At 38.4% G+C, this 22,823-nt stretch carries 17 protein-coding genes; 12 read left to right on the top strand and 5 right to left on the bottom strand.

Annotated elements, in window-relative coordinates:
- Positions 1-313: 313 nt before the first annotated feature.
- From AABE15_RS05925 to AABE15_RS05915, 3 genes are all read right to left on the bottom strand, one after another.
- On the bottom strand, positions 314-1,624 hold the full coding sequence (locus AABE15_RS05925; RefSeq protein ID WP_338330363.1) for a multidrug effflux MFS transporter: 1,311 nt from the start codon (positions 1,622-1,624) through the stop codon (positions 314-316).
- Between the two features lie 316 nt (positions 1,625-1,940).
- Positions 1,941-2,753: a fructosamine kinase family protein gene (locus tag AABE15_RS05920; RefSeq protein WP_338330362.1), complete on the bottom strand. Its 813-nt coding sequence runs from the start codon at positions 2,751-2,753 to the stop codon at positions 1,941-1,943.
- Between the two features lie 877 nt (positions 2,754-3,630).
- A complete protein-coding gene (locus AABE15_RS05915) occupies positions 3,631-4,116 on the bottom strand; it encodes a low molecular weight protein-tyrosine-phosphatase (RefSeq protein WP_338330361.1) in 486 nt (161 codons plus the stop codon).
- A 260-nt stretch (positions 4,117-4,376) separates the two neighbouring features.
- Between AABE15_RS05915 and AABE15_RS05910 the strand changes: the two genes are divergently transcribed.
- The 7 genes from AABE15_RS05910 (at position 4,377) to AABE15_RS05880 (ending at position 13,135) form a co-directional block, all read left to right on the top strand.
- Positions 4,377-6,839, top strand: coding sequence for an adenylate/guanylate cyclase domain-containing protein (locus AABE15_RS05910; RefSeq protein WP_338330360.1), 2,463 nt, complete (start codon positions 4,377-4,379; stop codon positions 6,837-6,839).
- Positions 6,836-7,840 (top strand): ABC transporter permease, encoded by a 1,005-nt coding sequence (locus tag AABE15_RS05905; protein WP_338330359.1) that lies wholly within the window; start codon positions 6,836-6,838, stop codon positions 7,838-7,840. The genes AABE15_RS05910 and AABE15_RS05905 overlap by 4 nt, the downstream gene beginning before the upstream one ends.
- A gap of 4 nt (positions 7,841-7,844) precedes the next feature.
- Positions 7,845-8,528 carry an ABC transporter ATP-binding protein gene (locus AABE15_RS05900; protein WP_338330358.1) on the top strand — a complete coding sequence of 228 codons (684 nt, stop codon included), beginning with the start codon at positions 7,845-7,847 and terminating at the stop codon, positions 8,526-8,528.
- Positions 8,529-8,532: 4 nt separating this feature from the next.
- Positions 8,533-9,492 (top strand): MlaD family protein, encoded by a 960-nt coding sequence (locus tag AABE15_RS05895; protein ID WP_338330357.1) that lies wholly within the window; start codon positions 8,533-8,535, stop codon positions 9,490-9,492.
- Positions 9,489-10,400 carry a hypothetical protein gene (locus AABE15_RS05890; protein ID WP_338330356.1) on the top strand — a complete coding sequence of 304 codons (912 nt, stop codon included), beginning with the start codon at positions 9,489-9,491 and terminating at the stop codon, positions 10,398-10,400. The genes AABE15_RS05895 and AABE15_RS05890 overlap by 4 nt, the downstream gene beginning before the upstream one ends.
- Positions 10,401-10,848: 448 nt before the next feature.
- On the top strand, positions 10,849-11,436 hold the full coding sequence (locus tag AABE15_RS05885; protein ID WP_338330355.1) for a hypothetical protein: 588 nt from the start codon (positions 10,849-10,851) through the stop codon (positions 11,434-11,436).
- A gap of 193 nt (positions 11,437-11,629) precedes the next feature.
- A complete protein-coding gene (locus AABE15_RS05880; protein ID WP_338330365.1) occupies positions 11,630-13,135 on the top strand; it encodes a glucan biosynthesis protein G in 1,506 nt (501 codons plus the stop codon).
- Positions 13,136-13,182: 47 nt separating this feature from the next.
- Here AABE15_RS05880 and dauA read toward each other — a convergent pair whose 3' ends face one another.
- Positions 13,183-14,919, bottom strand: coding sequence for a C4-dicarboxylic acid transporter DauA (gene dauA, locus AABE15_RS05875; protein WP_338330354.1), 1,737 nt, complete (start codon positions 14,917-14,919; stop codon positions 13,183-13,185).
- A gap of 208 nt (positions 14,920-15,127) precedes the next feature.
- Between dauA and mdoH the strand changes: the two genes are divergently transcribed.
- Positions 15,128-17,338: a glucans biosynthesis glucosyltransferase MdoH gene (gene mdoH / locus AABE15_RS05870; protein ID WP_408870258.1), complete on the top strand. Its 2,211-nt coding sequence runs from the start codon at positions 15,128-15,130 to the stop codon at positions 17,336-17,338.
- 118 nt (positions 17,339-17,456) lie between these two features.
- Here mdoH and serB read toward each other — a convergent pair whose 3' ends face one another.
- The gene (gene serB, locus AABE15_RS05865) at positions 17,457-18,350 is read right to left on the bottom strand and encodes a phosphoserine phosphatase SerB (protein WP_338330353.1); all 894 of its coding nucleotides are present in this window, start codon (positions 18,348-18,350) and stop codon (positions 17,457-17,459) included.
- Between the two features lie 190 nt (positions 18,351-18,540).
- Between serB and miaA the strand changes: the two genes are divergently transcribed.
- The 4 genes from miaA to ilvC form a co-directional block, all read left to right on the top strand.
- Positions 18,541-19,530, top strand: a complete 990-nt coding sequence (miaA, locus tag AABE15_RS05860) for a tRNA (adenosine(37)-N6)-dimethylallyltransferase MiaA (protein WP_338330352.1) — start codon at positions 18,541-18,543, stop codon at positions 19,528-19,530.
- 67 nt (positions 19,531-19,597) lie between these two features.
- Positions 19,598-21,385, top strand: a complete 1,788-nt coding sequence (gene ilvB / locus AABE15_RS05855; protein WP_338330351.1) for a biosynthetic-type acetolactate synthase large subunit — start codon at positions 19,598-19,600, stop codon at positions 21,383-21,385.
- 36 nt (positions 21,386-21,421) lie between these two features.
- Complete coding sequence (gene ilvN, locus AABE15_RS05850) at positions 21,422-21,973, top strand: acetolactate synthase small subunit (RefSeq protein ID WP_338330350.1); 552 nt, start codon at positions 21,422-21,424, stop codon at positions 21,971-21,973.
- Positions 21,974-21,996: 23 nt separating this feature from the next.
- A partial coding sequence (gene ilvC / locus AABE15_RS05845; RefSeq protein ID WP_338330349.1) for a ketol-acid reductoisomerase occupies positions 21,997-22,823 on the top strand: 827 nt, incomplete at its 3' end.

The raw sequence follows: 22,823 nt of genomic DNA, 5'->3' as shown, positions 1-22,823 counted from the left end.
GGTTTTATGGTTGATAATTTTATAGCACGTCCCGTGTTTATGTTTTCTTATAGAAATTGTTTCAAAACACTAAAGTGAATCTTCTCGCTTTTCTATTAAACAGAAATTTTATTTTTAATATCAGAGACGTTTAGGGTGATGCGATAGCGATGATTTAGACAAAATTAAAAAACATACAAAGAGAAATTTTTTTCGTAGGGATTTCGATTGCTCCTAAAGCGGACCTTGGAGCAAAACTAACTAAGCTAACCAAAGAGATATTACGAATTTTTTACTTTTTACCTATAAAGGGTTTTTTTAACTAAACCAAAATTTAGTCTAAATCTCTAATAAATTGATAATAATTATGTTGCCCTTTTTTTATTCTTTCTTTCATTTTTTTTAAAATAGAACGGGTAACGTTTCGCCGCCATATATTAAAAATAAACAGACTTGAAATGCCCGTGAATACACCAAATGCTACAGGGCGCATACTGGTCAAATGCAACGTACCCATCATCCAACTGCTTAATGCGCCCAGTCCAAATTGAAGGGTGCCTAAAAGTGCAGAGGCACTGCCTACGCGTCTCCCATGTAAGGTAAATGCGAAAATAGTACAATTAGGAAAAACAAATCCTAGGCAGCCCATGATGACCACAATAGGACTACAAGAAATAATAATTCCTAAACGGGTATAAGGTATAGGCAAAAAGCTTAATAGGATTAATAAAACGCTAGCGATGAAAGCAACATTAACAGCAATATTAAGCATTATGTAGGGTCGAACTTTGCTTACTAACAAACCATTAATTTGGTTGCATCCTGCAATAGCCACCGAATTGATCCCAAACCATAATGCCAATTGAAGACTGGAAAGATGCATAACATTATGAAGCACGTCCGGAGTACCGCTGAGATAAGCAAAAATCATGAATAAGCCACTGCTGGTCATCATGGTATTGGAGAAAAAAATAGGTTCCCGTATAATTTTTAAATAGCGCCAAGCAATGGAACGAATAGAGGATCGTATACGGTATTGAATGGCTAAAGTATCTGGCAAAATAAAATAAACGATAGTGGTTCCTATAAGACCATAAGCCCCCATAATCCAAAAAAGGATTCTCCAAGGAAATTGTGCAATTAATAACCCTCCTAGGGTTGGTGCGATAATCGGAACGATACAGCTTACCAAAGCAAGCTGTGCCATGGTCTTTATACCTGCCGAGCCAGAGGAAATGTCTCGAACCATTGCTCTGGGGATAACCATTCCAGAAGCGCCACCTATAGAAGAAATTAAACGACAAAAACAAAAAAGATAAAAATTTGAAACCGTGGCACAACCTATAGATCCTAAGGTGAAGGTACACATCCCTATAAGCAGGGGCGCTTTTCTTCCAAATCGATCGGCGATAGGACCTATGGAAAATTGGCCAATAGCAAGACCTATAAACCAAACCGTTAGCGTTATCTGTGCAGCACCGTAACCATAGCCAGCCAAATCCTTACTTATTTGCGGAAACGCGGGGAGGTACATATCCGTTGCCAAAGGCCCAATAGCGGTTAAAAGTCCTAAAATAATAATGACCCATACAGATAATTTTCTTCGAAAATTTTCGGTATTTTTACTGTGAGGTGTGGCGGTCAATGTATAAGTTCCGTAAAAAATAAGGGGTTATAAACACTACCTTAAATGGCTCAGCTATCAGCGAAGAGTTATACAGATTTTAACAGGTGTTTTAGTATGGCAGATAAGAAAATGTTAAAGGTGTAGTATCGTATTTAAAATACTAAATAAAGCGTATTTTGAGTTATTCCTACGTTTATAATAACTTTTTTAAAGGTGTATATTTATGCAACACTCTTGATAGAGTTTAAAGCTTAAAATAGGTATAATAAATAAAATTTCATTACAAATTGTTGCTAAATGAACCATGATTCATGTTTTAAGTGTGGAATAAAAACTATAATTTTAATGATTGTAATAACGAGTGGATCATTTTTAGATAGAAATTTCCAAAAAGAACATAATGAACCATAGCCGGAAACAATTGATAGATGGCACAACGATGATGCCATTCCTTATCGAGCATTGCATAGTGCGTATAAAATGCATCAGGCGGACTACCAAACAAATTGAGCATAGCAAGGTCGACTTCGTTATGTCCATAATAACACGCGGGATCAATCAAATAGGGCGTATTAAAGTGAGCCAGTATATTACCTGTCCAAAGGTCTCCGTGTAAAAGAGAGGGTAGGGGATGTTCAGGTAAAAATTCGGTTATTGTTTTCATTAACGTTTCTATAGAAGGTGTTAACGAGCCTGGGAGCTTGGATATAAAAGGTTCCAAGCGATTCCTAGACCAAAACTCAGGCCAATTTTGGTCATGTTTATTCGTAAAAGCCAATTGACCAAAAGCATAATCCTCTGACCAACCATAGAAAGGGCTGTGTACTGAATGTAAAATATTTAAAGTTTGAGCAAGATTTTCCCATACTTTTTTGGATAAGCAATTCGTTTCATGAATAAATTCAAGAATAAGGATATGTTGGTCTGAATAGATGACCTCTGGCACATTAATGGTATGGCTTTTAAGTGTTTGCAGCATGTGAGCTTCTGCCTGAGGAGAATAACCATTTTTAATAACGTATTCCTGATTGTTCTGGGTAGTTATATGATAAACCTCAGACAAGCTTCCTTGCGTTAATGGATGGGCTTTTTTTAGAGGTTCTTTAAAATATTTTTCTGCGTATTGTAATAATGTTGTTGAGGCCATTTTGTATTTTCAGAAGAAGTAGGTATAATCGAAATAGTGATAAGTAAAGTGTCGGAGAAATTATTACTGTTTGTCAATTATTTATTTAATTGAAGTGTCGATTTGATTGAATATCAAGCTAAATTGTTCAAAGCGTTTTACTATCAACTTTTAACGTGCAGTTACAGGTCGTAGAAAGAAATTAATGTTTGTATTTAGGACATACAGTTGAAAATACAATTATTTTAATAGTATTATGGATATTTAAAGGGGTTATAGATAATCAATAAAAGTATATAAACCTACAAAAGTTAGCGTGTTCATTTCTTATGAAAATTTATTTAAATCCGTAAGATGCACTCACATTATTACTTTCTAAGTATGTAAAAATTGGAATTTGCTAAAAACTCTAGATATGCGTTTGCACGATTAAAATTTGTTTTATTAAAAATAATTTTTACGGTGTGGATTATAATATATGAATTCATAAAATCCAGCCGTTATGTGAAAATATTATTTTATTTAATATGGCTTTTGTAAACTTATAGAAATAGGTTTTGAAACCCTCGTTTCATTTAAATTTAAAGCAGTAATTTTTAGAACTGACTTTTTGTTGAAAGTGAATTCAGAAAAATGTGTCAATCAGTGCATCTTAATTAAAGTAAACGCATTCGTTTTGATTTTTTGCTTTAGATTGCAAAAGATTGTAAATTCCTCTTGTTTGTTCTGTCAGTATTTTATACATCCTGGGGTTGGACTTCAAGAATTCCAACATACACGAGGTTTGTGATACGCTTACTATCAAAAATGGAAATCATAACTAGATAAAGCGTATAGATTGTTAAAAATTTTAATTGAATATAAACATTTTATATTGGGTTAAATTTTAACAAATCCGTTACAAAACGCTGTTTTTCAAAATTAATTCTTCAAAATAATTTGCCAGATGAAAAGCCCCTAAGGAGACTTGTTCCCATGTTTTTTGAAAATCTTTTTCATCACCATAATAAGGATCTGGGATTTCGTCTTGTTTATGGTCTGGTACATAATCCATAAAAAGTTTGATTGAACTACGATGCATTTTAGGTGCTAATTTTACCAGCTGTGCAATATTTTTTTTATCCATAGCAATAATATGGGAAAAATTGAGGAAATCAGTAGCGTTAATTTGCCTCCCCTTATAGTGACGAATATCGATCCCGTGTTGAGACGCTTGACGGATAGCACGAGGGTCTGGGGGTTGATTAATATGCCATGGGCCAATACCTGCGGACTCGACATGTATAGGTAAATTGCGTTTGTGAACTTCTTGCTTGAACGCGGCCTCTGCTAATGGCGAACGACAAATATTTCCAAGACACACAAATAATACGGAATAGGGCATGATGTTCACCAAAATTAAAATATGAAAGGTGACTGGATCTTATATTCTTTGCGAGTAGATACTTTATTATAGACTAAAATGGATCCATTTCGAAAGAGGTCTTTTTATAAATGATAAAATACATTACAATCGACAAAAATTGCTTAAAAAACGAAACCCAAAACCGTAAAAATAGCAAAATGTTATTGAAACACTTCTCTTTCTCTTTAATCATCAATGTTTTAGTAGATTAAAATAATTTTTATCAGAGGAAAAACAAAGTGAGCGAATTTGAAATCGTTTCTCCAACCAAAAAAAATAACGATCAATTTCGTAAATTGTTTTTTCGTTTTGCGCCGCCTATTACTATTGTTGTGTTGGTTATTATCGTTGTCACGGTGGCTACTTATCTATCGTATCAAAAAACAAAATCCGGTATATTAACCCTTACGCACGTTATTCTTAAATCCGAGCAATCGAGAATCTCTCAAGAAGTTACATCGTATCTACGTCCCGCTACGTCCACAAGTAAAATTGCCATTGATATGCTTTCTCACGTTCCCCCAGACTTTGAAAGCGGGATTTTTTATACTTATGCCATGAGCAGTTTGCGGAAAAATCAACAAATTCAATCGTTTTACCTTTCTAATGAAGAAGGGTTTTTTACGATGATTGAACGTTTGGATAAAGATCCAAACCAAGTACGGGTAGTTACGCTAACCCAAAATATCAAAGGTGGACAATTTTTTGTTGAAAACAAAACCTTAGATGGCAAAAGCTTGAACCATAAATATGTTTTAGCAAACGCATACGATCCAAGGAAAACTCAATGGTATAAGGCTGCCATAGCGTCACAAAAATTGACGTGGTCTCGGCCGGTAATTGTTAACGCCAAGCAAGGCCTGGTGGTAACGGCTTCAATCTTTTTTGTTGATCGATCTGGGAAAAAAGGCGTGTTTGCTGTTAACATTTCGTTAAGTAAATTGGCCAGTTTTTTAAATAGTCTTAATATAAGCAGTCATTCTAAGGCGATTATTGTTGATAAAGAAGCGCATATCATTGCATCGCCTGATTTTCTGTTAAAGATGCAAGATAAGGATTGGCAAATCAACGATACAAAAATTGATTCTGTATCCCATCCAATTTTGTCAGCGGCTTATGATCATTTTTTGGTCAATGGATCCGGCATTCATTCGTTTGATATTGTTAAAGATGTTCAGGCGACAAAAGGAACTGAAGCTTTACCTAACGGTGGTTCAAACAAAAAATTATCTCAAGGGAAAAAAGGAACCTACATCAGCATTACGTCCGCATTGCCTTTATCGGGTCAAGAATGGGCGGTTATGATCGTTATTCCTGAACGAGATTACGCCCATTTTGCTCAGAGAACGGGTAAACAGGCTCTTTTTTTATCCTTACTTATTATTTTATTTGCCATCGTAATGGCCAGTTATTTAATTTATCAAGCGTATCGTATTGAACGTTTGGATCGTGCAAAACAAATCGTTGAGCAAGAAACGCATCAAGAGGACGAAGCGGTCGATCGATTTCTTAGAGAAAAAGAGTTATTTAATCTAGACAATGATGGTTTAGAGCTGCTTGAAATTCTTTGTCAGGTTTCTTCGGCAGATCAAACAAGTTTATGGATTAAATTAGAACACGAAGACACTTTATTTTGTTACGATACCTATTCTTCAAAGCTTAAAACTCATAGTGGTGGCGACGAAATCGCATGTCATGAAATTTCTGCTATTTTAACATACGCGAACAAAAACCCATCGTTTGTTGTCTCCGCAACCATAAATAGCCAATTGTATAACGCTTCAAAAAAATTTTTTAGTAATGAAGACGATGAGGAACGTTTGATTATTTCTGCAGCACAAAATAAAGACGGGCTGTTAGGGATAGTCATTGTAAAGAACCCTAGCGATTATACGTATTTAAAAAGAATTATAAATTATTTTACTGGAATTGTTGGATTACGAATTATTTTATCTAGGTTAGAAAATCAAAAAACGGCTGGAATACCCCCTAATCCAGACGATAAGAGTCCCTCGTTGGTTGAGCGCTACAAGGATAAAAACACAATTAATCCTAAGGAAGAATATCCCAATGATAATTTATTGATGGGGTCAACACAACTGGGTGTTGAAGGACAAAATGATAAATCTTCTGGCATTGCTATCCATCGAGAATTTACCCACGCTGCAATTTTATATATGTCCTTTAGTGAATATTTATTTATCTATCCAGAAACGGTTAACACGATTATTGAACGCGTTGAAAAGTTGGCCTTCGTTTTACAACAGATCGCTGAAAAATATAAACTGGATTACTTTAAAATTATGGGGGGTTCATTAGTTGGCATATCGGGTTTTCGAGAAGAAGCCGATGTTACGGCTCCTTTACGCGTAGCCCATGCGGCTTTAGAGATGCGGGATGCATGTTTGGATGTTATTCCCCATTCGGATCGTAAACAGAACTATAATTTTGGCATAGGGATTGAAATTGGTTCGGTTATTGGTTCTTGGATAGGAAAAAACAAGGATACGTTTACTTCTTGGGGAAGCGCGCTCAGTATGGCCTCTCTGATTGCAAACATGTCCAAAGATGAAGGCATTGTGCAGGTAACGTCCAAAGGTTACGAGGCTTTAAAAAAAGATTTTTTATTTCGCCCTAGAGGAAGTTATTTTATTCCAAATTTTGGTAGTGCTCATATCTATTTATTGATTGGAAGAAAATGAATAGAGAAGAGTGGCAAAATAAAGTTCATCAAAATCATCAGCGCTCTGAAGTTCAAAGGTCTGAGGGCGAAGAAGAGAATCATGTTGATACGGATGCATATTTTGCATTCATTAAACGTAGAGATGATAAAATTTTCAATAACGTATCCGAGCAAATAAGCAACGTTTCGGGTCGATTTTCACTCTTTAAAAAAGCATTTATTTTTACTTTTTGGTTCTTGCAACCGATTTTATACAAAATTGGATATTTCACACGAAGTTATTTTCGATTTTTTTTGAATATGTTGTCCGTATCTTTTGGCGTTTGCTTAAAAAGTGTGTCGTGGGTAACGTGGCGACGAACGGTGCGTTACGAATTCAAGAAAACTCTGTCGCAAGCGGTAAGTGGAGGATTTTTCAGTACATTGTTTACGGCTTCGCTTACGGGGTTAGCGGTAGTGTCTCAAGCGGTTTATTGGCTGGGGGCGGCAGGGCTTTCCAAAATGACGGGGCCGATTTTGATCACGGTCATTTTAAGGGAAGCGGCTCCAATTTTAGTGGGTATGATCTTGCTTGGACGCAATGGGATTGTTACCGTGGCAGAGTGTGGCCAACTGGCTTTTGGTGGACAACTTAAAACTTTTGCCTCGATGGGTATTGATCCTTTTATTTCCATTGTTGTTCCAAGGACGTGGGCTTTAACCTTGGGGTGTTTTTCGCTTGGAATGATTTTTGGAATGGTGTCATTATTTATTGGATACGTGGCAACCTACGTGATGGGCACAATGCAAGATTCAATTTGGACATTTTACGGTCAAATTTTGCTTTCGATGTCGCTATGGGATTATATCCTTGTACCCCTTAAATTCCTAGTGATAGGATTCAGTATTGGGATTGGTTCCTGTGTGACCGGTATGAATGTAAGGGCAAATGATGAGGCATCAATAACCATATCCAAAGGATTTACGCGAGGTATTTTGCTTATCATGGTTGTTAATATCCTTTTCACCATGGAGTTTTAGAAAATTGGGCGCGCTTTTACTCGAATTAATTGGGGCAAAACCAGTATTTAATATGCCTGATCTCCTACCGATTACTTATGATCTTAGGGTTAATGAAGGGGAATGTGTCCTTATTGAATCGCGTAACAGATGGGCCGCTTCAGGTATGGCAGATTTGTGCTCGGGTATTGTTCCTTTAAGAGAAGGCAAGGTTTTATTTGAAGGGTTGGATTGGTCGACATTACGAGAACCCCAAAATTCCGCATTAAAAGGACGTATCGGTAGAGTGTATCAAAAAGGCGGTTGGATGGACACTTACTCGGTTGGTATTAATATTATATTGCCTTTGTTGCATCATACGCGCTTGCCTATTGATACCATCATTCGAAATGCTAATGCTTTTTGTGTTCGCTTTGGTTTATTAGGATTGCCTATGGATATTCCTAGGCACTTGAATGATATAGATCTAATTCGAGCTTCTTTTGTTAAGGCTTTTGCATGTCGACCTGATCTTTTATTACTTGAATATCCCATCGAAGGATTGGGACAATCGTTATTGTTTCCTTTGATGGAAGCAATGAATGATGCACAATCGCGAGGCACTGCTATTATTTGTTTCACGAGCCAACTCTCATTATGGAGCGATTATCAAAGCAACATTGCGAATTGTATGGGCCTAGAAGAAAAAGGTTTAATACTGAAACGGTAGTAAAATGATATTTAAAAAACAACAAGACCCAGATAATCGAATATTATTTCGTATGCGGTACGCCAACGAGTGGACGGGTGCAATTGTTCTTTTATGTGTATTGGCTTTTGTCGGTGCTATTATTGAGGCGGGTATTTTAAGGGATTGGGTTACGCCAGCGGCCAAACTAAATATTATTCTTCCACAATCGGGGGTGGCAAACTTATCTGTAGGGGATAACGTTGAAGTATTCGGCATCAACGCGGGTACGATTAAAGAAATTAATGTCAATTCAGATGGAGGATTATCCGCCTTGGCTACGGTACGCCCGCAGTTAAGAAATTTCATTCGTAAAGATAGCCAAGTGACCATCAAAAGACAATTTGCGGTTGCTGGAGCATCTTATGTAGCCATTACAAGGGGGTACAGTGCCCCATTAAACTGGAATTATGCCGTAGTGATAGCGAAGACCGAGCCTAATCCTGCCGATCAGTTGTCCCAAATGGTTGCAGAAATTCGTAAACGCATAGTGCCTACCATGGATAGTGCGCAAAATATTATGTCTTCTTTAGAAATAGCAATTGAAGGAATTCAACAAGGAAAAGGTACTATTGGACGATTAATTAATAATGATGAATTAATACGACGTTCTGAAAAAATGATACAATCCCTCAATGATATCATCAATCAGTTAAAACCTATTGAGCACAATATTAATCATGTTATTCGACACTCTGATAAAATTGTATCTAATTTCGAAAAAGTTTCAAAGGATATTACAAACGTTTCGCCTCAATTAAATCCTATATCAAAAAATATTGCTGAGACTACCGAGCAACTCCCTAGTATGATGATCCAATTGCAATCTACTGTTCATGACTTACAACAGTTAATCAATCAATTAAAAAGCTTATGGATACTAGGCGGCTCCAGTCATCCCTCATCAAAAACAAAACGTCTACCAGCGAGGGAGATAAACCCATGAGAAAATTTATTTTTCTTGCATCGATGGTAGGGGTTAGTATCATGCTTTTCGCGTGTGGTCATAAAACAGAGAAGCCACTGAGGGATGACCCCTATGATCGTACCATGGACGTCGCTAAAGACGCCGTTTATTATAATCGTTTAAAACAAGCAGAGGTTAATTACACAAAGGCTTTTGATTTAGCTTTGGGGCACGATGATAGAAATAGCATAAATAATTCTGGATATAATTTAGCCACCGTCCAACTGGCGTTGAACAAAATTGACGACGCAGAATCAACCCTTTATAAAACCAGACAAGAGTTATACATTAGGGGTCAAAACGATAGTAAACAACTTGATTTGTTACAAGGGGTTTGCTTGTATAAAAAAGGTCTTTATCAAAAGGCTATCGCATTTATTAAACTCGCCTCGACAAGTGAAGATCAAGATATTAAACAGCGTTCCGTATTTTTAATGGGCTTTCTTAGTTACCAATTGCAGGATATATCCACCCTTCAATATTGTATTAATCAACTTGAAGCCGATAAAACTACGCAGGATAAAAATAATTTAAGTGCTAAGGCTGATGTTACTGAGTTAAAATCTCTATATTCTTTATCGGTTGGTGATTACCAAAAAGCTTTATCCCAAGCACAACAGGTGGAAGCGGTTCGTCGGCAGCAAAAAGATTACCGGGCTATGCTAAGAGATCTATTGCTGCAGGCTAAAATTTATTTAACCTTACATCAATCCCAAGAAGCAGCTCGATGCTATCTACGTGCCGGAGAGACTGCGAAGCACATGTCTAACACTGGGCTTGCAGAATTTTATTTTAATCAGGCACTTCTTTACTCCGAGAGCTATACGATGAATCAATTCGCACGGACAAAACTTCAAGATTTGCAAAAATCCAAATCAGTTCAATGAAACTATTAAAGAACAATTATCCAGATATTAAGGCCAGATAGATGGGTTAGGTTAGATGTAAAGTGCCCTTTTCATCTGAGTTTCTTGTAAATATCCTATACATTATTAGTTAAAATCATAATGATAGGATCATATTGCGTGTAAGCATTAAATTTTCTATAAAAAATGGCATGGGTAAAGAAATTATATTAGCGTAACAATGCCTTTTTGGGAAAGTTCTAAAATTATAACTACAAATTAAGGGCACTCTGCAAAGATATTCTTTACAAGAATGGTTTTTCTGTTATTGTAACATTTTACCCCATAATTTATAGAGTTTTCTGCTCTTGACTCATTTATAGTAATGAAACTTAATGTTCCTATAAAATTTTATCCATTAAACTTAGACTTTAAGTCTTTTATAATAATTCCATAACCCAAATTATATTTACATAGGGAAGTTAAAATAGTGTCTACAAGTAGAGAAAATACGTGTTTTTTTTCTCAAACCCAAAGCAATCACGAACAAAATTATGCAAAAAATTTTGACGTCGATGCCGTAAAAAAAGCGTTGGAGAATATAGGATCCTCTTCCTCAAAAAAAAATGACGCTTTGAAAAATCGTTTAAAACTTAAAGAATCATCTCAGCGTCGTCGGTTTGTGCAAGATGGCGACGTTATTGTTGAAAAATTACCTTCTAATCGTTTCACAAAACGTGTTAAGAGTCAGAACGAAGACTATTCTTTGGCAAACAAACATGAAAAAGAGCTTTATCGGTCTTCAGACCCCTTGCCAACGAGCTCTGAAATTATCACGTTGTTAGCTGATCTTTCTGATAAGCAAGATAAACTGGAGAAAATTACTTTAACGAATGCCCGCATGTTTGAGCAATTGATTAAGCAAAATACAGAATTGCTTCAACAAATTCAAATTTTGCGGGAGCAATTTCCATTAAATAAAAAAAAAGTTGCGGATAGTTCAGAAAAATTAAGTGCCAAATTGAATTATGCTTGTTCTGTAAAGCCCGAACCGGTAAAATGGTGGATCAAAAAATAATATTTTTGGTGGTATTAGGTTATGGTTAAAGAAAAGAGCTGTAGGTGATAGGATTAAACGGATGGTAATTGCTTAGCATAGCGCGTTCTAAAACCCCTTTGACAGTAATAATAGTTTACTCATTTTAAATTTATATAAGGATTTTAATGTGGTTTTTCGACGTGAATTATTAAAATCTACCGCAGGAATCTCAATGATAAGCGTATTAGGCAATTCCTCTCCCCTTGGTTATTCAGCTTTTGCACAAGATAAAGCATCCAAAAAAAATAAAGGGGAGAAATTTGATTTTTCTACCCTAAAAAAACTTGCAGCCGATTTGGCAATGGTAGCGTATAAAGAACCTAACGATCAACTCCCTCCTGCGGTAGACAAATTGGATTTTGATGGCTTTAGAAGCATTGTTTTTAAACCAGAACGGGCATTGTGGAGCGAGGATCAGCTGAATTTTCAAGTTCAGTTTTTCCCTAGAGGGTTTTTGTATAGACCGCGATTGGATATTTACCAAGTGGTGGATGGCTTGGCATCCCCCGTTCCTTATGATCCCGATATGTTCACGTACACCGATCCGAAATTAAAAGTAGATCAAAACCTTGGGTTTTCGGGTATCAAATTAATGACCCCTCTTAATGGAAAAACAATGGAGGAATTTGCTGTATTTTTGGGAGCTTCTTATTTTAGAGCCGTCGCAAAAGGCCAGCAATATGGATTATCTGCACGGGGGTTTGCCAAAGGAACTGCGGATTCTCAAGGAGAAGAATTTCCTCTTTTTAGAGCTTTTTGGATCGTAAAACCAGATAAGGACGTTGAATCGCTTGTTATTTATGCCCTCCTTGATAGCCCGTCAATAGCAGGGGCTTATCAATTTACCATTAGACCGGGAACCACCACTATCTTTGATGTTGAAAACTATCTTTATCCTAGAAAGTTAATCGTCACCGGTGGGGTGGCGCCTCTAACAGGAATGTTTTATTTTGATTCCAACAATCGAGATCACATTGACGATTGGAGACCCGCTGCACATGATAGTGAGGGTCTATTGATGTGGACAGGCAAAGGCGAAGAACTATGGCGTCCTTTAAATAACCCTGTTGATTTACAGTATTCTGTTTTTTCAGATGCTACTCCACGAGGGTTTGGTCTTATTCAAAGGAAACGTGATTTCAGCCAGTATGAAGATCTAGCGTTGCATTACGAGCTTAGGCCATCATTATGGATTGAACCAATAGGGGATTGGGAATCAGGGAGCGTTAATCTTGTTGAAATACCCACTCCTAGTGAAGTAAATGATAATATTGTCGCTTTTTGGAGGCCTCAGCAACCGTTTAAAGAAAATCAAGAATATAATTTTATTTATAGAATGTATTGGGGATGGGATAATCCTTGGATATCCTCATTGGCCAGGGTTGCCGCTACACGCATAGGCTCGGTTGTTGATAAGAAAAACGTGCGGTTTTTTTGCATTGATTTTTTTGATGGACCTTTAAATAGTTTTCCACCGAACAAAGAGCTTAAATTTAATATTACGACGACTGCAGGAAAAATTGATAATATTGTTGTAGAGGCAAACACAGTTACACATGGCTGGAGGGTTACGTTCGAATTTTCACCTCAAGACGCCAAAAGTGCTGAATTACGTGCCAGTTTAATGGACGGTGATGCTGTAATTTCTGAAAAATGGCTTTATCGATGGACACCTTAACTTGATAAAGGATATCATTTCGTTTACCAAAAAATAATCAAACACAGTTAAGAAGCTAACCATTGCTGGGCAAGCTCATTGACTTCATAAAAATTTTTACAAAAAGCTAATTTCTTTTGTTCGTCCGTCATTCCTGCTTTTTTTAACGTAAGAAGTAGTTGAGGGGAAGCCCCTACAAAAATCAAGGACTGATTGTTTTTGTACAATTGCGTTTGTAAAGATTTTAAACCTGCTATTGCTGTGGCATCGATGCTTAAAATATCCTGAACGTCAATGATACAGATTTTTTTTGCCGTAGCTATATGCGATTTAATCAACCCCAAGAGTTTTTCCGTGGCACCAAAAAATAGGGGGCCATCCATATCAAATATAGCCACATCTTTTTCTAATCCTTTGATTTCAGGGTGCGTCTTAATAGGACGCGTTTTAGAGACATCGGTCATATTTCGAATAAATAAAGCGGCTGATAAGGCAATGCCTACCCCTACCGCAACCACCATATCAAATATAACGGTCAATCCAAAGCATACGATTAGAATGGCAACATCGCTTTTAGGCGAAGTGCGAAGGACATAGAAACAATGCTTAGCCTCACTCATGTTCCACGCAACAATAAATAACAACGCTCCTAACGAAGCCGTAGGCACGTAGCCTAATAAGTTTGCAAAGAACAAAATGGTTAGAAGAACAAAAATTGAGTGTATAAGCGCTGCGACGGGGCTTTTTGCCCCGCTGCGTATATTTGTTGCTGTTCTTGCTATGGCAGCGGTTGCCGTGATACCACCAAAAAAAGGGGCAATGAGGTTGCCTAATCCTTGGCCGATCAATTCGGAATTGGGATTATGCTTAGTCATTGTCAATTCATCCGCAATTACTGCACAAAGGAGGGATTCAATGGCCCCTAACGTTGCAATAGCAAACGCGGGCCCAATTAAATTATGAATTAAATGAAAGTCAAGATGGAGCGGTTGCCCATTACCCCCTGGAAGCTGCCAAGGTAATAAAAACGACGGAGGAATGGGGGGTATGCCAGTTCCTTGCATACCATGGGCTTTCCATGAAAAACGAGAGGCAATTGTATGAATATCTGCCCCATTTACAGTGGAATTAATACCATAAGCAATAATTCCTCCTAAAACCAAACCCACCAAAGGGGCAGGTAAAGGTAATTTTAGTTTTGGCCATATTAATAAAATAGCTAAAGTGGATAAGCCTACGATCAGTTCATAAACATTGATGGTGCTTAACGAAGTTACGATATTAATAAAATTATTAATAAAATCGTCTCCAAGTTTGCTCGTGCGAAGTCCTAAAAAATCAGGAATTTGCAAAACAGCAATAATGATTGCAATCCCTGCTGTAAATCCTAATACAACTGGGTAGGGCACATATCGTATCAATAATCCCAATCGCGTAAGGCCAAAGAGGATTAGAATTATTCCTGCCATTAACGTTGAAAGAAGTAAGCCGCCTATGCCGTAATCGTTGACAATCGGAAAAAGAATAACGACAAAAGCAGCCGTAGGGCCAGAAATATTAAAACGTGATCCACCGGTTAAGGCAATAATAGCCCCAGCGATCATTGCTGTATAAAGACCATATTCAGGGGGAACCCCGGTGGCAATTGCCAAAGCCATTGATAAAGGTACGGCAACGGTACCAATCGTTAGTCCTGCTAACACATCCTGTTTAAAATCGCTAAAAGAGTAGCCTTCACGAAGACTGTCTCTAAGACCGACGGCGAAAGGAGGGAACGATAAAAGTCTTTTTGGTTCTTCGGTCATTGAAATCCTCTTTAAGGTCAGATTATGAAATTTCAAAAACGCAAGACATGTTAATGCTACACTATCTTAGAGGATTTTTTATATAAATTATTTGTTTAAACTTAAAATCGTTTACGGATAGAGAAGTTGAAAATGATCTTTATGTTTGATGGTTTATATTCTATAGTTTGACCATCCGATTTTGCTGGGGAAAGGTTAAAACGTAATAATGGTTGACTCACCGACCGCCGTGGAAACACAGGATATAGACAAAGAAAAAAAATATTCATCTCCCCATTTTATCGATGTACTAAAAGCTCCTGATATAAGTGCACTACCTCCTGAAGCGCCCTTAGACATGCCGATACAAAATCTATGGGGTAAACCCAAAGTTTTTGGCCGCCCACGATGGTTGGCAACGGAATTTAACAGCATCTATATTCGTCGAATATTTGTGTTTTGTATTACGATGCTGCTGACCAGCTATGCCTCCTATGAAATGAATCTGGTGTTCAATAGTAATGGTCTAACGCTGCTTGGGGGCATAATTTTATCCATATTTACGGTTTTGTTTCTTTGGATTGCGTTTTCTTTTACCTCTTCAGTAGGGGGGTTTATTGATCAATTAAGGTCAAAAGGTGGATTAGCTCTGGATATTGATCCAGATAAAGAATTGCCGGTATTACGCTCAACCATTGCAATTTTAATGCCGACGTATAACGAAGATCCCCATCGTGTTATTGCGGGGTTAAAAGCAATTTACGATAGTGTACAAGCCACAGGTCAAGGGAAACACTTTCATTTTTTCATTTTGTCCGATACAACCCACCCCGATATATGGGTTGAAGAAGAAGCAGAATTTTTAAGGTTGAGAGCGCAGGCTGAAAACAATCAATGTGTTTTTTATCGTCGACGATTCAAGAATACGGATCGTAAGGCGGGCAACCTAGGTGAGTGGGTACAGCGTTTTGGTTCTGCATACGATTATATGTTGACTTTGGATGCGGACAGCCTCATGGAAGGGGATACCATTGTTCGTATATGTGCGGCTATGGATCGCCATGAAAGCGTTGGATTGATTCAAACGCTTCCTGTTATTGTCAATGGAACGACCCTATTTGCGCGTTTGCAACAATTTGCTGGTCGCGTCTATGGGCCAACGATTGCTTATGGGTTGGCGTGGTGGCATGGCTCAGAAAGCAATTATTGGGGACACAACGCCGTTATTCGTATCAAAGCATTTGCTGAACAAGCAGGCATGCCTCATTTGCCAGCTATACGAAAACCTTTTGGCGGCATGATTATGAGTCACGATTTCGTCGAAGCCGCGTTAATACGTCGGGGGCGATGGGCTGTTCATATGGTTCCTGCATTGCGAGGCTCTTATGAAGAAAGCCCTCCTTCGTTAACCGATATAGCCATTAGGGATAGGCGCTGGTGTCAGGGTAATTTACAACATGCACTGGTAATTCCTACCAGAGGATTAAGTTGGATCAGTCGCCTTCATATGATGGTTGGCATTGGTGCCTATCTTATGTCACCGCTGTGGTTATTATTTTTGTTATTTGGCATTTTGGTTTCTTTGCAGGCTTTATTTTTCAAACCCGAGTATTTTAGTGCTACTTCAAGGGTTTTATTTCCAAATTGGCCACATGTTGATCCTGTTTTGGCAAAATATGTGTTTATTTTGACTATGTTGGTGCTTCTTGCGCCGAAATTTCTCGCGTGGATCGCGTTGTTATTTAATCCTTTTTTAAGAAAAGGGTGTGGAGGTCCGCTTAAAGCGTTGTCTTCAATTTTTTTAGAAACCCTTATCGGGGGGTTAATGGCTCCTATTGCAATGTTAATACAAACTTCGGCCGTTATTTCAATTTTATGGGGATACGATTCAGGTTGGTCGGTGCAGAGGAGGAACCTAGGTTTCATACCCTTAGGTGCGGTTATAAAGGGTTATTGGCCTCACACTGTTTTTGGTATTGCAATGGGGATAGGGGCTTGGGAAGTCTCTTCGTCGTTATTTTTTTGGATGACTCCCGTACTGTTTGGATTATTTTTTTCCATTCCCTTGGTATGGATAACGTCTAGCCAAAAATTTGGTAAATTTTGTATGAAAATGGGTTTGCTTATTATTCCTGAAGAAACTTCTAGACCAGACATACTAAAAAGGGATCGTAAAGAAAAACGGCGCTCCAAAGATAAAATTGTAAAAGATGCTTTTGACAGTTTGTTGCATAGTCCTGAGCTAATAAAATTTCACATAGCTCATCTTCCTCCAGAAAGGAAAAAAAATGAGCCAATAAACGCTCATTTTCTAGTGGGTTTGGTCAAAATTTCTGAATCAACCAGCAAAGAAGAAGCCATGCAACAGTTAACCACCGATGAAAAACTAGCGTTATTAGCAAGTAAACAAGCGATAGAAAAATTTCTTGAATTGGCTTAGCTTGCACGCTTATGATGCATTGAAAACCATAGGTTCCGTTATTGTTTTTTGAGTCTCTCAGAGCGTTGAATGGGTTACCAAGTTATACGTTTGCGTTGCCGCCACACAGTGGATGATATTATCCAACATCAACAATTTGTTGGGCTCGGTATCCTTGTAAAAATAATAAAGACGTTAAGTTTGTATGCTCAATAATGTTATCCATTTCATTTTTGACGATAGGTTTAGGATAATATCCCACCCCAATACTTGCTCGTTTTAACATCGGGATATCATTGGCTCCATCGCCAACCGCTATAGTTTCTGAAATGCGTAAGTTTAACGAAATTATTTTTTCATTCAATATTTTTAACTTTGTTTGGTTGTCCAAAATAGGTTCTTTAACTTTCCCAGTTAATTTATCATTATATATACACAAGTGATTCGCATGATGTTCATTAAAGCCGCAGTAAGCCGCAACTTTCTGTGTAAAAAAACTAAACCCTCCAGAAAGAAGAATACAATACGCATGGTGTTTTTTCATCGTAGCTATGAGGGTTTTGGCCCCTTGATTTAAGGCTATGTTTTCCCACGTCTTATCAAGAAAATCTGTGGATAGATCTTTAAGAAGGGCAACTCTTTCTTTTAATGCTTGGCGAAAATCGAGTTCACCGTTCATAGCTCGATTTGTGATTTCAGCAATTTGTGGTCCTACATCAGTTTTTTTTGCAAGTTCGTCCAGAGTTTCTCCGTGAACAATGGTATTATCCATATCAGCGACAAGCAGCTTTTTTTGACGACAAGTATCAAGAGTTAAAAAAATATCTGTTTTTGTATGCGAGAGTCTGTCTTTACATTCTAAACGTAAGGCTCGGGCTTGGTGAATGGGGGTAAACGGTGGTAAATAGATATCTAAGGCTTGCCCAGCGGATAACCAAACTGATTTACAAGCGCGTAAAGTTTTGGATAAACGCCCAAGGATTACGTTATTCAGATACGGTTTAGGGGTGACTAAGGTGAGAATATACGCCATGTGGTGAAGAATTCTAAATGATCATGGTACACAAAATTAGGAAAAAAGGGTATTAGGCGGACAGGTAATGCTTGATATATGAGAGATAACCGCTTTGTAAATCTCAAGATGGATGCACATATAAATACCTCAAACGAATTATTTAATGTAGAACACTCTTCAAAAACGAATTAACTTTTTGGATGACTTTATGGGTACACACTTTGAACGTTTTGCCTTAATTATAGTAGGACCGACGTGTTCGGGTAAATCATTTTTAGCGTTACGCTTGGCCGAACGCTTAAAGTCTGTGATTATTAATGCCGATGCCATGCAATGTTATCGTGATTTGCGTATCCTTACCGCCAGGCCTACTGAAGAAGAGGAGCGGCAGGTTCCTCATACATTGTACGGGGTTTTGCCTTGGTTCCAGACGGGGAATGCGGGCTGGTGGCGCGAGCAAGCTTTGGCTCAACTTGAACAAGCGTGGGACCAGAGGCGTTTGCCTATCGTTTGCGGCGGAACGGGGATGTATTTGAATGCGCTTATTCACGGCATTGCTGAAATACCAGAACCAAGTCAAGAGAGTAGAAACCAAGCTCGGCAGATGTTGTCGGAAAAAGGGTGTTTATACGTATACGACCAATTAAAACAATTTGATCCTTTGACGGCGTTGAAATTAAAGCCAACCGATGCACAACGCATTGCCCGGGCATGGGAAGTGTGGAAATCAACAGGTCAAGGGTTACACTATTGGCAACAGAAAAAGCATTTGCCCGGTGCGCAGTGTAAATTTTTAGTCATACGATTAGCCCCCCCTCGATCCAGTTTAAAAGAAGCGGTTAAAGAACGTTTTGAAAACATGATAGAAAATGGAGCAGTCAAGGAAGTTGAGCAGCTTTTACAATCCAATCCCCATGTGGATGCACCTTTATTGCATACGCACGGAGTGGCTGAGCTTGGACGCTATTTGAAGGGTGAACTAAGTTTATCGCAAGCAACGGCTCAATCTGTTTTAAGGACTCAGCGCTATATTAAAAGGCAAGAGACTTGGTTTAATAATCAAAAATTAGTCTGTGATGATCAAAATTGTATTTTTAGTTCAATAATTGATCAAAAATTAGAATTTTATAAAAGTATCGTTGATAAATCTTTACATTTTATTAAAAGTTTTATTGACCCCCTAAGACTTATTGATTAGGTTAATAACCGTTCAGCAATGAAATTATTTTTTTATGGATTTATCTAAAATTCAAGGATTGACTATAATGGTACGTGACGAGCAAAAGCAGCCTTCCTCTTCTCAGCATAAGAATGCCGTTCTTATGACGGGTGCTGAGGTTTTACTGCGCGTACTCGTTGACCTTGGGGTTGACGTCATTTTTGGCTATCCTGGTGGGGCTGTTTTACCGATTTATGATGCCTTGTTTCAACAAAAAACGATCCGTCATATTTTGACTCGACATGAGCAAGCAGCCGTTCATGCAGCCGAAGCCTATGCCCGCTCCACGGGAAAAGTTGGCGTTATTTTAGTTACAAGCGGTCCAGGGGCAACCAATGTGGTCACGGGCTTAGTCGATGCGTTAATGGATTCCATACCGATTGTATGTATTTCGGGTCAGGTATTTACAAACTTAATAGGGAACGATGCGTTTCAAGAGGCAGACACCGTTGGAATTACGCGCTCTGCAACGAAATTTAATTATTTAATTAAAAATGGTAATGTATTGGCCAAAAAAATTAGAGAAGCATTTTACATTGCGCGTTCCGGAAGACCTGGACCTGTATTAATTGATATTCCTAAAGACATTACGATAAAACAAATTCCTTATATTAACGAAGAGATTAATACGCATCCCTCCTACAGGCCCAAAATTGACCCGAACGCTAAGGCAGTTTTTAAAGCCGTTGAAATGATGAAACAGGCAAAACGCCCCCTTTTTTATACAGGAGGAGGCATTATCAACGCGGGTTTAAAAGCTTCGTTAGGATTAAACCAATTGGTCAAGTTGACGGGATTTCCTATAACTTCAACTTTAATGGGGTTGGGTGGCTTCGATGGTAAAGATAAGCAATTTTTGGGAATGCTGGGAATGCACGGTACTTACGAAGCGAACTTAGCAACCCATGATTGTGATCTGTTGATTGGCTTAGGCGTAAGGTTTGACGACCGCGTAACTGGCAATGTAAAACATTTTTCTCCTAGATCTTATAAAATACATGCGGATATTGATCCTTCTCAAATTAACAAAATTGTAAGAGTGGATCTTCCTATTGTGGGGGATGTTGCGAAGACGATTGAACTTATGATTCAAGCCTGGCAAGAAGCCTCATCGAAAAGCGATTATAATGCTTTAAAGGCGTGGTGGAAGCGGATTGAGGATTGGCGTTCTGTTCATTGTTTGCAGTATGAGCAAGACCAATCTCCCCATAGCATTGTTAAACCGCAACATGCCATTAAGCGGTTATACGAATTGGTTACTGCACGCAACCTGGAAGCGTTTATTACCACCGAGGTCGGACAACATCAGATGTGGACGGCACAATATTTTACGTTTGATGCGCCAAATCATTTTATGACCTCTGGCGGATTGGGAACCATGGGGTATGGGTTGCCTGCATCAATTGGGACACAAGTTGCGCATCCAGGTAAATTAGTGGTGGATATCGCTGGGGAGGCATCCACAATGATGAACATTCAAGAATTAGCCACCATTAAACAATATCGATTGCCGGTTAAACTATTTATTTTAAATAATGAATACATGGGCATGGTACGGCAGTGGCAAGAATTGATTTATGACCGACGTTATTCAGAAAGTTATAGCGAAAGCTTGCCCGACTTCGTCCGATTGGCTGAAAGTTTTGGGATCAAAGGATTGCGCGTTAATACCGTCAAGGATTTGGATTCGATTATTAAGGAAATGCTTGATACAGACGGCCCTGTTCTTGTCGATGTAAGGGTTGAAAAAGAAGAAAACTGTTATCCGATGATACACGTTGGTGCCCCTCATAACGATATACTATTAAACCCTATGCATAAAAATAACGCTTGAGTATCAACGAGCGTTTAATCAAAGAGGCTTGTTCAGATGGATTACACAGATAAAAAAACATTTTCACATACTGTTCAGCAGGAACAAGACGATTTCGTTGATGCTATTTTTTCGTTAATTGTCGAGAATGAGAGCGGTGTATTGTCCAGAGTCATTGGATTATTATCCGGCAGAGGATACAATATCGAAAGCTTAACCGTCGCACCGATAGATAAAAACGGAAATAAATCCAGAATAAACATTCTTACCTCTGGAACGCCTATGGTGATCAATCAAATAAAGGAACAACTTGATCGACAAGTTTCAGTATACGAGGTGGTTAATCTATCTACCCAAGGTGCTTATGTTGCACGGGAGCTCGCTTTAATCAAAGTTGTTTCCAGTGGTTCAGAAAGGGCAGAAGCGCTCACTTTAGCGGACGCCTTCCGTGCACAAGTTGTTGATGCAAGTGTCAATTCCCTTGTATTTGAATTGACGGGTAAAACACAAAAGATTAATGCTTTTGTAGATCTATTACGTCCTCTTGGACTGGTAGAATTATCTCGCACGGGCATTGCAGCGATAGCACGTGGCTGTCAAAGCATATAAGTCGATAAAATAAGGAATAAATGATGCGCGTATATTATGATCATGATGCCGATGTTAATCTCATCAAAGGTAAAAAAGTTGCGGTACTAGGGTATGGTAGCCAAGGCCATGCTCATGCCAATAACATGAAAGAAAGTGGTGTCAAGGAAGTTGTTATTGGATTAAGGCCTGAATCCAACAGTGCAAAAAAAGCCGAAGCAGCGGGATTTAAAGTGATGACCGTTGCAGACGCAGCTTCGTGGGCAGATATTGTTATGATCTTGACCCCTGATGAAATTCAAGGCGATTTATATCAAGATATATTGGCTGGACATTTGAAACAAGGGGCAGCGATTGCCTTTGCGCATGGATTAGCCATTCATTTTAAAATTATTGAACCTCGATCCGATTTAGATGTCTTTATGATTGCCCCAAAAGGTCCAGGTCATACGGTACGCTCAGAATATCAACGGGGGGGCGGCGTTCCTTGCTTGGTGGCTGTTCATCAAGATGCCTCAGGAAATGCATTAGAGATCGCTTTGTCCTATGCCTCGGCGATTGGAGGCGGACGGGCAGGGGTCATTGAAACCACTTTCCGAGAAGAATGCGAAACCGATTTGTTTGGCGAGCAAGCTGTTTTGTGTGGAGGGTTAGTTGAGCTGATACGCAACGGTTTTGAAACATTGGTTGAAGCAGGATATGCACCAGAAATGGCGTATTTTGAGTGTTTGCATGAAGTCAAACTTATTGTCGATTTGATTTATGAAGGCGGCTTTGCCAATATGAACTATTCTATTTCCAATACAGCTGAGTTTGGAGAATATGTATCAGGACCCCGGGTTATTTCTGATCCATCCAAACAAGCCATGAA

Origin of the sequence: Commensalibacter sp. Nvir, from assembly GCF_963921845.1 — a bacterium.
GTDB lineage: Bacteria > Pseudomonadota > Alphaproteobacteria > Acetobacterales > Acetobacteraceae > Commensalibacter.
The sequence above is the reverse complement of the archived record's forward strand: the minus strand, read 5'-3'. Positions and strand labels throughout refer to the sequence as shown.

Excerpts from the sequence above, each read along its gene's own strand:
- AABE15_RS05905 (WP_338330359.1), top strand. The coding sequence starts at position 6,836 with ATGAATAGAGAAGAGTGGCAAAATAAAGTTCATCAAAATCATCAGCGC.
- ilvB (WP_338330351.1), top strand. The coding sequence starts at position 19,598 with ATGGTACGTGACGAGCAAAAGCAGCCTTCCTCTTCTCAGCATAAGAAT.
- miaA (WP_338330352.1), top strand. The coding sequence starts at position 18,541 with ATGGGTACACACTTTGAACGTTTTGCCTTAATTATAGTAGGACCGACG.
- dauA (WP_338330354.1), bottom strand. The coding sequence starts at position 14,919 with ATGACCGAAGAACCAAAAAGACTTTTATCGTTCCCTCCTTTCGCCGTC.
- mdoH (WP_408870258.1), top strand. The coding sequence starts at position 15,128 with ATGGTTGACTCACCGACCGCCGTGGAAACACAGGATATAGACAAAGAA.
- AABE15_RS05915 (WP_338330361.1), bottom strand. The coding sequence starts at position 4,116 with ATGCCCTATTCCGTATTATTTGTGTGTCTTGGAAATATTTGTCGTTCG.
- ilvN (WP_338330350.1), top strand. The coding sequence starts at position 21,422 with ATGGATTACACAGATAAAAAAACATTTTCACATACTGTTCAGCAGGAA.
- AABE15_RS05895 (WP_338330357.1), top strand. The coding sequence starts at position 8,533 with ATGATATTTAAAAAACAACAAGACCCAGATAATCGAATATTATTTCGT.
- AABE15_RS05890 (WP_338330356.1), top strand. The coding sequence starts at position 9,489 with ATGAGAAAATTTATTTTTCTTGCATCGATGGTAGGGGTTAGTATCATG.
- AABE15_RS05880 (WP_338330365.1), top strand. The coding sequence starts at position 11,630 with ATGATAAGCGTATTAGGCAATTCCTCTCCCCTTGGTTATTCAGCTTTT.
- AABE15_RS05920 (WP_338330362.1), bottom strand. The coding sequence starts at position 2,753 with ATGGCCTCAACAACATTATTACAATACGCAGAAAAATATTTTAAAGAA.
- serB (WP_338330353.1), bottom strand. The coding sequence starts at position 18,350 with ATGGCGTATATTCTCACCTTAGTCACCCCTAAACCGTATCTGAATAAC.